This is a genomic window from Bradyrhizobium sp. SOJA106 (assembly GCF_059448745.1).
The window spans coordinates 1976178-1988531 of record NZ_CM182549.1; the positions used below are offsets into that span (position 1 = coordinate 1976178).

8 protein-coding genes are annotated in these 12354 nt (G+C 58.8%); 3 read left to right on the forward strand and 5 right to left on the reverse strand.

The annotated features are described in order from the left end of the window. Window positions 1-154: 154 nt before the first annotated feature. The 5 genes from AC5V87_RS08825 to AC5V87_RS08845 form a co-directional block, all read right to left on the reverse strand. Window positions 155-418, reverse strand: coding sequence for a hypothetical protein (locus AC5V87_RS08825; protein WP_495370679.1), 264 nt, complete (start codon window positions 416-418; stop codon window positions 155-157). Between the two features lie 973 nt (window positions 419-1391). Then, the gene (locus tag AC5V87_RS08830) at window positions 1392-2516 is read right to left on the reverse strand and encodes a M20 family metallopeptidase (protein WP_495370680.1); all 1125 of its coding nucleotides are present in this window, start codon (window positions 2514-2516) and stop codon (window positions 1392-1394) included. A gap of 450 nt (window positions 2517-2966) precedes the next feature. Next, complete coding sequence (locus AC5V87_RS08835; RefSeq protein ID WP_495370681.1) at window positions 2967-3326, reverse strand: flavin reductase family protein; 360 nt, start codon at window positions 3324-3326, stop codon at window positions 2967-2969. A 1034-nt stretch (window positions 3327-4360) separates the two neighbouring features. Continuing rightward, window positions 4361-5374: an anthranilate phosphoribosyltransferase gene (gene trpD / locus AC5V87_RS08840; RefSeq protein WP_495370682.1), complete on the reverse strand. Its 1014-nt coding sequence runs from the start codon at window positions 5372-5374 to the stop codon at window positions 4361-4363. An 815-nt stretch (window positions 5375-6189) separates the two neighbouring features. Next, a complete protein-coding gene (locus AC5V87_RS08845) occupies window positions 6190-6285 on the reverse strand; it encodes an ATP-binding protein (RefSeq protein WP_495370683.1) in 96 nt (31 codons plus the stop codon). A gap of 1798 nt (window positions 6286-8083) precedes the next feature. Between AC5V87_RS08845 and AC5V87_RS08850 the strand changes: the two genes are divergently transcribed. The 3 genes from AC5V87_RS08850 to AC5V87_RS08860 all read left to right on the forward strand — a co-directional run bounded on the left by AC5V87_RS08850 (window position 8084) and on the right by AC5V87_RS08860 (window position 12174). After that, entirely contained in the window at window positions 8084-8290 is a 207-nt protein-coding gene (locus tag AC5V87_RS08850; RefSeq protein WP_495370684.1) for a hypothetical protein, read from the forward strand. Window positions 8291-10450: 2160 nt separating this feature from the next. Continuing rightward, window positions 10451-10669 (forward strand): DUF7694 domain-containing protein, encoded by a 219-nt coding sequence (locus tag AC5V87_RS08855; RefSeq protein ID WP_495370685.1) that lies wholly within the window; start codon window positions 10451-10453, stop codon window positions 10667-10669. Between the two features lie 815 nt (window positions 10670-11484). Next, complete coding sequence (locus tag AC5V87_RS08860; protein WP_495371865.1) at window positions 11485-12174, forward strand: YopT-type cysteine protease domain-containing protein; 690 nt, start codon at window positions 11485-11487, stop codon at window positions 12172-12174. Window positions 12175-12354 lie beyond the last annotated feature (180 nt).

A 12354-nucleotide genomic window follows, 5' to 3' on the forward strand; every position in this document is an offset into this window, starting at 1 on the left:
TCAACTCGTTGTTCAAGCGCCTCACGCCCGTATAGTACGTTTGCAGCGAGTTGTTTTCGCCGCAACCCGGAACTGCTTGGCGAGTCTCCGATGACATGATTCGCTTGGCCCTTATGCAGGCTATGATCAGACGGCCTTGGAAGGATGATGGTTCTTATGAGTTGCGAACAATGGATATCGCTTGAGGGATCTCGGCCGATTGATCACTCTCTCTGTTTTGCTGGGCGGCGGTCGTGTGCATCTGTCCGTAGTGATAGACACACCATGACGACAGTTTCTTGCCGCGTCTTTGATATACAGGCTCGCCGCACATATAGGCCTCTCTGGCATCTCCATCTTTGAAGCCGATGATGCAACGGCATTGGCCTTCAATATGGTCGATCAACAGGACCTTCTTGAGGCCGTCGGGTTCTTTCAACTTCTAGCTCCGTAATGCCAAGCAATATCTTCCGATGCCGCGCTGGCCACGCGGAGCGACAATTGCAGCTCAGGCTCTTTGAAAGCCCGGGCGGGCCCGCCGTCTGTCGCACCTTTGCGAGATCGACATGCCTTGCCACCACGGGAGAGCAGTGACAGAGCGGAAAGCCGGTTCGGCGAACTGATTTTGGCGCGGTGTCGCGCCAGAGGAGGGGCCTGGTTCAGCTTCGGCAAGCAACGTCCCCGACTTAGGAGTTCGGATGGAGGTCTAGGTCGCTGAACTCTGACCTCGTCGGCTCTCTGGCGCCCCGGGCAAGAACAGCCACGTAGTCTCGCTTTCGGAATGGCAAGCCGTTCAAAGCTACGTTCGAACCATAGCGCGGCAATTAGGACTCGCTGCAGAACCCTTCCGACCGACCCGCCACGGGGGACGAGGATCATGACTGACCATGGGGACGAGGATCTGATCAGCTGAGACATTCGCAATCCTTCACGATCCCGGCGGCAGACCGAGATAGGTGCCCACCTCAAGACCGTACAACTTAACGTTACGTCCGATTCAAGCCCTTTTATGCTGCCGTGTGAACGTGCCCAGCTCTTAAATCGGCTCGCCGGCCGGTCTGGTGTCGCACGCATTCAGCGCTGCGATTTGAGTCAAGAAAGTTCGTCTGCCTTTGAGATCATGGCCACTGCCGATAAGCCCATTCTAGGAAACGTTCGCCCTTTGCGACCGAGGGCTCGCTCCCTTTGCGGCCGATTGCCCGCCTGACCTCTGCTGCCGTCATTGGATAGCTCAGTCACTTCTATGATTTCGCAATGGCAAATCCGGCATCCGACCGATGGTTTTCGATCAGATCGGCCTGACGGGGGCGCAGCCGGTAGCCCGTGGAGGAGGGCGAGGAACAATCCTGCCAATGTGCGGCGGCCGTCAGTCAAACGTACCTCGCCGTCACCGACTTCGCCTGGCGTCAGGATTATCGCAGCGTCTGATACAGGCGGTACAGTAACCGCGCGCGAGGTTCAATCGACGAGATGTAGAGTTGCTCATGATGCGTATGCGCGCCCTTGCCGTCAACGCCAAGGCCATCAAGGGTCGCGGTAAGCGGCGCGGTGAAATTGCTGTCGGAGCCGCCGCCGCTGAACGCGTCGAGCAGCTCGAAGCCAAGTTCGGCGGCGAGCGTTTTGGCGTGTGCGTAAAGTGCGGCACCGGCGCTGGTCTTCTCATATGGCGGACGGTTCAATTCGCCTGATACCATCACGCTGACGCCCTCGCTGCGCGAGGTGATGCCGAGAATCTTCGGCACCAGCTCGTCGGCCTGGGCCATGATCGCGACGCGCACGTCGACTTGCGCATGGGCCAGTTCCGCGACGACGTTGGGCCTGGTGCCGCCGCGAACGACGCCGACATTGACGGTGATACCGCGTGTGAGATCGTTCATCGCCTCCAGCGTCTGGATCACATGGGCGAGTTCCCGGATCGCGCTGCGGCCGTCCTTGGGCCGCGTACCTGCATGCGCCGGAGCGCCCTTGATGAATACGTCAAAGCGCGCAACGCCCTTGCGTCCCGTGATGACCTTGCCCCCGTCGCGCGCCGGCTCGGTCACCAGCACGTATTTGGCCTTGCGACCCTCGGCCTCGATCAGCGCTCGCGAGGTTGGGCTGCCGATCTCTTCGTCCGAGACGTAGAGGTGCGTGATGCCGAGCGGCGGGCGTGCATCATCGGCGCAGATTTGCCGGAATGCGTGATAGGCGAGGTAGGCACCGCCTTTCATGTCGTAGATGCCGGGGCCGAACGCACGGTCGCCGTCGATCTTGAAGGGTAGCCGTTCGATGGATCCCATCGGATGAACTGTGTCGAGATGGCTCAACACCAGAATGCCCGGTACGCCCTGCCCCCAAGAAGAGCGGGTGACCAAATGATCGCCGCATCCGTCACGCCCCGCAACGCGCTCGACACTGGCCGGCAGGTCGCGATAACCTGCTGCGACAGCATCAGCGAGTTTGTTGATCTGATCCGGCCGCTCCGTCGGAGATTCGATCAGGACCCAGCGGCGAATGCCCTCGAGAATCTGGGCGATTTGGAACGCGTTGCTGGACATAGTTGTCTGACGCCTTTGAATTCGATTTGTCATCGCTTCTGCAAGATCACAATGTCCCCATGTACCCACGTCAGAATCGAGCCGAAAGATCTAGAGAAGCGCCAACCATTGTGACCCGGGGCGTGCCTATGAACCCGATCCTGCTGCGGCAACGATGCTTACTCGGCTGTCGCTCACAACTGATCTACCAAAGCTGGTAGTTTTCGAGGGGATTATGCAGTTGTCCTGACCAGGTACCCGCACGCGTCTCGACGCGGGAGGTCGCAGACCGGCACGAGCATAGCTCGACAGGCGAAGCGCCGAAATCGCCGAAGCTGATGAGACTTTTCAATACGAGATCTGTGGAACCAGTCGCAGCCCAGGCAATTGTTGGATGGCTGTCGTGGAAGCGACTAGGGAGTGAGGCCCTCGGCCATTCTGCTGTCCCGACGGAATCTGCGCAAACCCCACTCAGTCTAGCAGTAAAGTACGAAGTGCGCCCCGGAAGTTGATCAATGGAGTTCCATCGCTTTGTCGGGTCGCGACAACTCGTCCGATAAAGGCGGTGTGCGTGACAAGCGCCTTGTCATACAAAACGTATTCGAGCGCGCAAAATGCATTGGCCAATAGCGGTACATCGAGGACGCCCTGATCCCAGTCCCCGGTGTCGAGGCGGTGAACGCCTTTCGCCCCCTCCCCACCGCCAAAACGTAGCGCAAGGTCCTCCGGGTCACTGCGGAGAACACTGACCCCAAAGCTGCCGTTGGCAAGGATCTCATCATGTGTCCCGGAGCCGGCATTGATGCCAACGACCAGGCACGGCGGCTCCATGCAGATGGACGTCAGAGGCCCACCGTCAGTCCACGCCGTCCGGCTGCCGTCCGGTCATAACTATGGCGACACCGCTCGCCAGGCTTTGCATGGCATGGCGGAACTCTGCCTGTTGGATTAGATCGCAAGTCCCGAATCGCAGGAGAGAACTGGTGGCTCATGACCAGCCTCTGCAGTTGAACCCCCACTTCTAGTGTCTCCACACCCAGAGACGACTTGATTCCTAGGGGCAATGGGCACCCGTGTGGAAATTGCGTGGCGAGTAGGCTCAGATGGAGACCAGGTATGGCTTCGATGTCCTCTGGATTAGCTACAGTCATGACCGGACGGACGTGCAATATCTCGGCGCGTTACGCCGGATGGCGATCGCAACGGCAGAACTTAGAATTTCCGTTGCCTCTGTTTCGACAGCGCCTCCACTAAACAGCAAACCGCGCTGAGCAGCCCGGCGACGCGCCAGTGCACAGGGACTCGTGGCCGCGATCCGACCAGCTGGGCCGGAATCTCGCTGTGCCCCGTGCGGATGGGATGATGCCGGTTGCGGTAACGGCACGCGCCTGCCAGAGTTTCTCCGCATGTAGACGGCATCGGCGCATCTAATGTACTTTTAGGAGAACACGTTTTTTTGCCGCGAGAAGATGCTCATCGAGCGTCGAGTGCAGCGCACCCCGCAGCTCCGGTGGGATTGAGCTATCTGTATCGATCAATTCCCGAAACTTCCGTATGATGTGTTCTATCGCAGCAATAGATCCGAGTGTTTCAATCCTCTGCCGGGACATCATCATCTCCTTTGGCGCGCAGCGCGTTTCATCGCGGATCCTCAGCTCGGCAACGCGGGCTGCAGCAGGCTCTCATCGCTAAGAAGGCTGGCTCTCGCGCCCGTGCTCGGCGCGAATTGCTTTCGTCAGGGCGAGCGCAGGCGGCGCAGAGTCCTTGAAATCCTGCAGCGGTGACGTGCATTCGTGGCTCCATTATATGCCTGCTCGTGAGCAGCAGACCTGGTCGCAATACTGAAACATCGGCCAGCTCGGCTGTCAGGCGTTCGAAACCGCGATCAGGCGCTTCAGTCGAGCAGCTGCGGCGCCGCGATCAAGTGATTCTAGTCCAAGTGCGACGCCTTCCTGCAGTGTCGAAGCCCGCCCGGCCACGACCAACGCCGCCGCCGCGTTCAAAAGCGCAGCGTCGCGAAATGGACCTGGTACGCCATCGAGTACATTTTGCAGCGAAACGGCATTAGTCTCCGCATCGCTGCTTTCCAGCGCATCGTTGTGGCAGCGGGGGAGCCCGGCTTGTTCCGGCGTCACTTCGAAGGTGCGGACTATACCTGCCTCAAGCGCAGCAACAAACGTTGGGCCGGTGAGGGTTATTTCGTCGAGCCCGTCCGAGCCATGAACAACCCATACCGACTCGGCACCAAGGTTCTTCAAGACGTACGCCAGAGGCTGCACCCATTCGGGAGACAATACCCCAACGATCTGCCGCTTGACCCCGGCCGGATTGCACAGAGCCTCGATGAGATCAAAGATCGTATGAGTTCCAACTGCGGTCCGGATCTGCCCGATGCGCTGCATTGCCGGATAATGGGCTGACGCAAACATGAAGCCGATGTTGGCTTCCTGCACGCAACGTGCGATCGCGTCAGGCTTGAGATCAACCTTCACACCGAGGCGCGCCAACACGACTTCGGCGCCTGAACCCGAAGACGCAGCGCGGTTGGCATGCTTGGCCACAGGAACGCCGGCCCCGGCGACGATGAAGGAAGCACACGTCGACACGTTGACCGAATGCATAGGGGTCTTGCTCGTGCCAGCGAGACCGACGGGGTCGCATGTCGCCTCGACCCGCGGCATTCTATTCCGCATCGCTAAGGCGGCGCCGGTGACTTCTTCGACCGTCTCGCCCCGGACCCGCATCCCCATCAACAAGGCGCCGATTTGCGAGGGAGTTGCGTCACCCGACATCATGCTGTCGAAGGCTGACGCAGTTTCCTCACGCGTCAGAGTGGCGCCCGTGGCAACTTTGCCGATGATTGATCTAAGCACTTCCATCGAACTTTACACGTTCCCTGTCCAAACCTCGGGCTCTTCCGCAAGACTTCGTTGGAAGAGACCCGACACCGATTGCCTTGATGCAGTGGCCCGCCCCATGTGGCATGTCCTCATTGACGCTTGAGGCGGCAGTCGGTTGAGTGTAGGCACACTTGGCGAGGCTACAACCTGACGCTACGTGAGGGTCAAGCTCTCCATTTCGGTGGTGCCGTCGAGAGGAGATCGTCGATCAGTTAGAACACTGCAGTTGCTTGTCGCAGGACCGATGACAGTGTCTCCTGCCCGCAGTGGCCTCTACCGCGGCGTTCCGGCCGGATCACCACATCCTTCAAAGCGTTTTAGCCTTCTGCGCCGCAGTGGTGAACCGTTGAAGCCGCTTCCTCTACCTGCTTCGAGGCTATCGATGCTGGGTAGATCGAGCCCGATCTCAGCTGGCGCTACACAATAGCCCCACCTGGTTGTAAATGAAGGTGGCCTTTCATAGGCGATGGACGCGTCCCGTTGATCCGCCCGCGCGAGGGCCGGTCATGTTCGGTCCTGCCTTACAGCAGAATACGCCGTGCTGAGGCGCGTCGAGGCGATCGGTTTTCAGAGCAGCCTCTGCGGTGGCACAATGATTTTGGCGAGCATGGGATCGAACGCCGGCGTGATGTGCCGGCGTTGCATGAAGCCGCTGTCGATCCATCGCCATCCGGATACTCGAGACGAAGTACTTTGCCGGTGGTCGAGACGTATCCGCGTATCGGAGCCGCCGCGCAGGGGCTGGGCTCGATTGCATGCCCAGTTGAAACAATGTCGGACTGCGAAAGTGCAGCTTAGCGACCCGCTGCCGGTTGGACTTGTTCCGCGATCAGATCGACGCCGGTGATCATCTCTGCCACCGGATGTGCGAGCTGAAGACGTGTATTCACTTCAGAAAGAAAACTCTCCGCCGCTGAAAATGAACTCGACCGTTCCTACATTCTGATAGTTCGCTGCACCGGCGATACCGACGGCGCTCTCGCAAATCCGGGTCCGCAATTCTGATGATAGCGCTGGCGAGGGCGTTCCTAGACGAACTTCTGCAAACGGCGCTGCACCGAACATTCGCGCTCGGAAGAGGGGCCCCGCGTCAACCTCATGGTAGGATTGCAGAACGAATTCCAAGCTTGTGCAGCGCTATGATAACGTACGCCGCACCCCTATTGGCGATCAGAACGGCATCGAAGGGCAATTTCTGCATTCGCCTATCCGGACAAGAGCGACTGAACCAGAGCGTTGATCAATTGTGGGCGGCCATGCTCGTTACCTGACCTCGTGTGACCATCCCGCAGGTCACGCTGAGATCACTTCCGCGGATACGCGGACGAACAGGCCGCCACAGTTCACTTCGAGTCGCTGCTTTTCTTGCCAGTGTCTCGCACGGAGATCACGTCGCGGCATCGCTGACTAAGGCTCGCTTGCTTGGATCTGAGGCAGGCAGTGATAGCGGTGCGATCTGGTATGTGGCTGCTACAAAGGCGGAACACGTCATCCATGCAAGCCTCTTTCTCTTCTGCGGTCGGCGGTTGATCGCGCGCGTTGACCTGCCCTGGGATTACAGCTGTCATTGCGACGACAAGAGCAATGGCGCCACGGGAGATTGTGCGGTGCGAAGCCAACTGACTTCGTTGATTTTGAGTCATGATATCCATTCAAGTCCGGGCGGCTACGTTATTGTTCTTCCTGCGCGAAGCGCAAAGTGACCTGTCAGCCGGGAAACAGGCCGGAACTGCATATCGAAGGTGCCGGCATGCCCGTTATTCCGCTTTTGCGGTCCGTGCGGTGCTGCTCATCCGTCCGGCGCGACAGAAACGACACCTGCCGTCGTGGCCGAGCACCACGAAGAGTGGAAGCACTGGCGGCTGAGCTGGCCCAGCAAGTGATCATTCTGGAGCTTCCAGTGGTTCGGTGCATGCCTGGATATCGCGAGGCACTGTTTGAGCCTGACGTGTGCTTAGGTACTCTGGCTCAGCCTACCGCCAACCGACTAATGACGCCGTAGCCGGCGCGACGCCGGGTTGAAGGGCATGGTCCTATCGCGAGCGAGGGAGAGCAGGCAAAGCCGCAGGTGCGCCCAGGCCACTGTTGATGATGCATTCGATCGTTCAGAGCGAACCATGATGACGCGCGCCAAAACCATGTTTGCTGTAGTCGCGCTGTTCCGCGTTATGTGAAGACCTTGGGTGATGTGTCTGGGATGGAGCCTCCGTCTGGCGTTCCGCTGAGGTTGCGGTGATGGGGCGCCTGCCGTGTAGAGCTCGAAACGCGCGATTTCGTCCAGTCGCGACAGGAGCAGCTCCGATGCGGCGCGGACAAGGATGCACCTTGAGGATCTTAGCATCCTCATCGGGTCGCGCCAGGTAAGTTTCAATGTCTGAAACATTCGCAATTCTCATGACGTGTCTGGAACGGCCTGGGTTGTCGGACGTGGTTCCCCTTTGTCGAGGATCGTACAATCTAACGCTACGTGCGGTTCAAGTCCCTTCGTGCGTCTGATCGTCTGAGGATGTCGGGGCTGTGCATTCTTCGTACGAGCCTCGGCTGCAACACCCACTGTGGTGTCTCAGTATAGCGGCTGTGCATGGCGACTGTCTGCCTCGAGAACCGAGGCTCCGAGCGTCGCTGTTACGTGATTATACGGAACGCCGGTGTCGCATTTCTTTGATCTGCGAACTGCATGCTCTCGGCATGAATCCGAAGAGTAAACTCTACCAACCCGAGCACTGGCGAGGCCGTGCGGAAGCAACGCGAAAGAAAGCGGAAGCGCTCGCCGAGGGGAAGGCCAAAGACAGGCTACTCAAAATTGCCGTGGAATACGACAAGCTGGCTCGGCGCGCCGACGTGTGGCAGATGCACAAAGACGAGGACGATACGTGGCATGAGGAAGAGCTGTAAAGCGTCGCTGCGGATCATCAAAAGGCGCCAGCCTGTTGATCGCTAGCCGACCCAATGGCCACGCAAATGTCGCTCAGCGAGCAAGTCAGTGCCTGGAACGGACGTTGAGGGGCATCGTAGGGGGCCTGACCGTCCTGTGCCGCGCTCCAGATCGCGACATATACGTGAAGGCCGAGCAGTCCGCCTGCCCAGCGCTCCTTCAAGCCTACTTGCTTCGTCAGCTTCTCGAAAGCTAATTCTCATAAAATGCGCAACCCTACAGCTCAATTTGCAGTCAATGCGTCGCAGTCAGCGCGGAAGCCCGGATGCCGTCCGCGCCGGAACGTTCAGCTGTTACAGGCTAGTGTTTGGAATTTCGTCGCGGCTGCAATTGCATATCAGTTTCACCAATTCGGGACATCTGCGTCATGCCTCAATATTTCCTTTGCGTTCGTTCGAGGGACAGATTTCCAGGTAGTCGGGCGAAGTGTGCGTTGAAACCAGGTCTGTGAAAGAGGTCTCCACGTCCGACTGATGGTCCGCAGACGGTGCGGCCGCGGCCTGCGAGAGGCGTCGGAAAGCCCCTCGCGCCTCTGCCGTCCGCGAGGATTATTTCAGAAGAACGCTGCGATGATCCAGTAGAGTCCAGCCCAAAGCAGCGCATTTACGAGGAGTGCCGCCAGAGGCCAAAGGTTCCACCTCTTTTGCGCCTGCCGGGAGCGACAATTGCCGCGGTAGTGCTTGATCGGTGGGTGCTTTGGTGCGCGCCAATGCGTCATTTCATCAGACGTCGCGCTGGTCCACCGAAAAATGCCGGACTTTGCATGCCTCGTACCACTCAGAAGTTCGCAGTCATCTTGCATAAGGAGGGTATCGGAATGTTGCCTGTTGCGCGGCGAGCCTCCGTCCGATGGTAGGCTCGTGTATGGTCGGTACAGTTAGGGTCGCTTTCCGTCACCGCAGCAATCTACATGCCACGACGCAGAAGTATCAGTACCGCTTTGATGCCGACAAAAGCGCGTATGTCGGACGTCGTCGACACAGAGCCGCTGCCAGATGTCGGATTCGCGACGTCCATGTCCGAAAGACAACACCCGCATTAGCGACAGAAGGCTGAGCGTATCGCGAGCGCCATACCGTGAGCAATGAGTTCGGACTTGCATCGTAGTGTCGCGTGAAGAGCGGCCGACGGTCGCCCTGATTGAGATCGACTAATCATTGTTTCTGACCGTTAGCTTACGAGGAGACATCGAGATGGCAGGCGACCAGCTGGATGCTATCAGCTCCAAGACAGTTCATGTCAGGCGTCCGCGGCTCTGGTGCAGGCCGGCATAGATGGTCGAACGCGACGAGAAAGCAGTGAACGATCAAGTGCGATCTCACCAAGCAGCTAATCGCCGGGCAGCATCAACTGGTGCCATCAGTGGCTTTGCGAGTCGTCATGGAGTGTGGATGTCGAAGGTCCTGCGGGAGCATGCCATGATGACGACCAATTCGTTGGAGAGGAGGAGCCGCCAGTGTCTTGTGGTCAAGCAGGTAGCCATGAAACATGAATGCCCACTAACGCTGGCTTGAAGCGCGGGAGAGCGATGGCGCGCATCAGTGTTGCTGATGGGCGCTCGGTTCGTCGATGTGCGACCAATACTGGCTGGCGTCGGTGAGTAAGGTGCGTCGCATGAGAGGGGCTCGATGACAGAGTTGCATCATGAGCGGGAAGTTGCGATCGGCGGACTGATTCGCCATCGCCCAGATCGCTACCGCTGTACTCAGGCAATGAGTGGCCCCTGAGAGCGTTCGGCCCACAATGAGATCGAAGACTATAGCAGGAGAACGAGGGATGATGGACATCTGCGGTTTGCTCAGATGGTGCTCTGAAGAGCGGTATAGGAGCGCCGGGCCGAGGATCGAACCGGTTTATGAGTTGCGAGACAACGTCATCTGCATCGAGTTCAAGGCCCTGCGAAAGGCAGAGGAGCGGGCGTGCGAGCGCGGCTGATAGAGAAGCTGGAGGCCGGCCGCGTGCAACACGGCCGGTTCGCTACGGTTCCGGGATCAGGTCCTTGCGGCGTGTTCTTTGTGCAGGGGCCTTGCGGGTGTGAACTAAAGATAACTGGATTTGTCCGTCCTGGCTGGGAGCATGTCGCTGTCTCGACGCCGCGGCGCTGTCCGAACTGGGACGAGATGTGCTTTGTCAAGGACCTGTTCTGGGATGAAGAGGAGTGCGTCATGCAACTGCATCCGCCACATTCGCAGTATGTGAATAACAGCCGATATTGCCTTCACCTGTGGAGACCCACTCATCGGGACATCCCGACGCCGCCGCCGAGCTTTGTAGGCGTCGTTGGATTAGGGCCCTCAGACGCGGCAATATTGTTCGCGCGGATCAGCGCGACACCATGATGAGCTGAGTTGTTGATATCCAAGCGGAAGGTGACGCCGAGGGGCTGCAGAAGCACCGATTCGGCGCCGCCGAACTGACACGTCAAAAGCGGGTATATGTCAGGATCGATCGGCTGTTGCCGTGTGCGGGGGCCTGAGCCTGAATTAGCTGCGATCAACTGGGAGCAGCTAACAGTGCACTGATCCCGGAAAGATCGCGGAGCCGTGCTGAAGGCGGTGCGCCAGCAACAACAGCATCGCCGGGTCGACGACCGGTCACAAGGCAATCACTGGCGATCCGAGGACGCGAATGGCGCACTTCTTTGGCGCGAGAAGTGTGTGCCGAGGCGAAATAACGTAATGATGGTGAGATCGAGGCCAACGCGACCGTCGAATTCGGTTTGACGAAGGAGGCGTTGTCGGCCCATCACCCTGACTGCATCCGGAATTGCGCAAGGTCGGCTTGCCGTCGCTGTGCGACAGTCATGAGCTCGTGGACCGCTACCCCGCCTTTGGAGCGGGGCTCCTAGGCAGTGTCGGTCGAGACACCGACTAGGCGCGGGGGGGGCGGTAGCTTCGTCAAAATATCTGGTTGTCAGCTCGTCGTCAGCTTGCCGCAAGATCATCCGCAAGCAGAGCGTAAGCAGCCCGCGCTCTGAGGAAAAGTACGCTGAAGAAGCAGGCGAACCGACATGTATAATCGAGTGAGTGGCCGATCCACACGCCCTGATCAAGCTGACGTACCGAGTGGGTCGGCGGGCAGCCACGAATTTGCTCAAACATTGGCGGATCTCGCTCAACGGGAGAGCCCGCCAGCTGGGGAATTGTCCGACAAAATGGGCCTCTGCTGCAGCAAGCCACAGACCTCCGATGCAATCATTTATAGTCCACGCAGCTCGGAGCCAAGCACATCCTCTCTGTCCACCAGCTCAAATCCATCTTCTCCAGCGAGACCTATCCGTCCTCTGTTCGAATACAGGACTGCTGAATTATCCGAGGCCAATGTCAACGGAATCTGCGTTGGATTGGCAGCGGAGTGGCTCCTCAATCTCCCGAGCAGCCCATCATCCCGGATGAGGGCGCTGCGCCCGGGGACTCAAAATCACAGCTCAGCGGCAATGCGGCAGCAGCGGTATGAAGACCTCAAGAGTTTGTTGCGAAGGAACAGGGCGGAAGGTTCTCACAACCTTCAGGCAAAAAGTACGATGTTACGCGAAGCTGGCCTAGAGCCGTTCGCCGAACAGACGCAATATGAGTTTGGTACATCTTCGAGCGTTGACCGAATCGTGAATGAGGTCGCCGACGATGGGTCGATTTACCTGGTCAGCTTGCGTTTCGGCGCAGGTGGCGCCCACACAATCGCAACGTCGTCATCGAATGGAATGACGACCCTCTTTGATCCTAACTATGGGGAATTTACTGTTCGGTCAGATCAGATGGGTGAGTTGTTCAAAAGTCTCGCCGACCGCTACAGGAGCCCGAACCAACTTGATATATCGGCTGTCGTCACCCTAAGGATGACGTGAGTGTTTCTGACGTTGGAACAGACCCGAGGCCCGCGAGGATCTTCCGCGATCGTTGCTGGACAGCCACATCGCCTCCGACAGCGCAACCACGGCACGGAACATGGATGTGGCACCCTGAATGCGCGCGCGACGTGGTAGCGGAGCTCACCGCGGCCCCTCGGACGTTGGAGGAGCACGCTC

What these genes read in the sequence shown, in the direction of transcription:
- AC5V87_RS08830 (WP_495370680.1), bottom strand. Translation starts at nt 2,516, where the DNA reads ATGTCCAGCAACGCGTTCCAAATCGCCCAGATTCTCGAGGGCATTCGC.
- AC5V87_RS08835 (WP_495370681.1), bottom strand. Translation starts at nt 3,326, where the DNA reads ATGGAGCCGCCGTGCCTGGTCGTTGGCATCAATGCCGGCTCCGGGACA.
- trpD (WP_495370682.1), bottom strand. Translation starts at nt 5,374, where the DNA reads ATGGAAGTGCTTAGATCAATCATCGGCAAAGTTGCCACGGGCGCCACT.
- AC5V87_RS08850 (WP_495370684.1), top strand. Translation starts at nt 8,084, where the DNA reads ATGAATCCGAAGAGTAAACTCTACCAACCCGAGCACTGGCGAGGCCGT.
- AC5V87_RS08855 (WP_495370685.1), top strand. Translation starts at nt 10,451, where the DNA reads ATGTGCTTTGTCAAGGACCTGTTCTGGGATGAAGAGGAGTGCGTCATG.
- AC5V87_RS08860 (WP_495371865.1), top strand. Translation starts at nt 11,485, where the DNA reads ATGGGCCTCTGCTGCAGCAAGCCACAGACCTCCGATGCAATCATTTAT.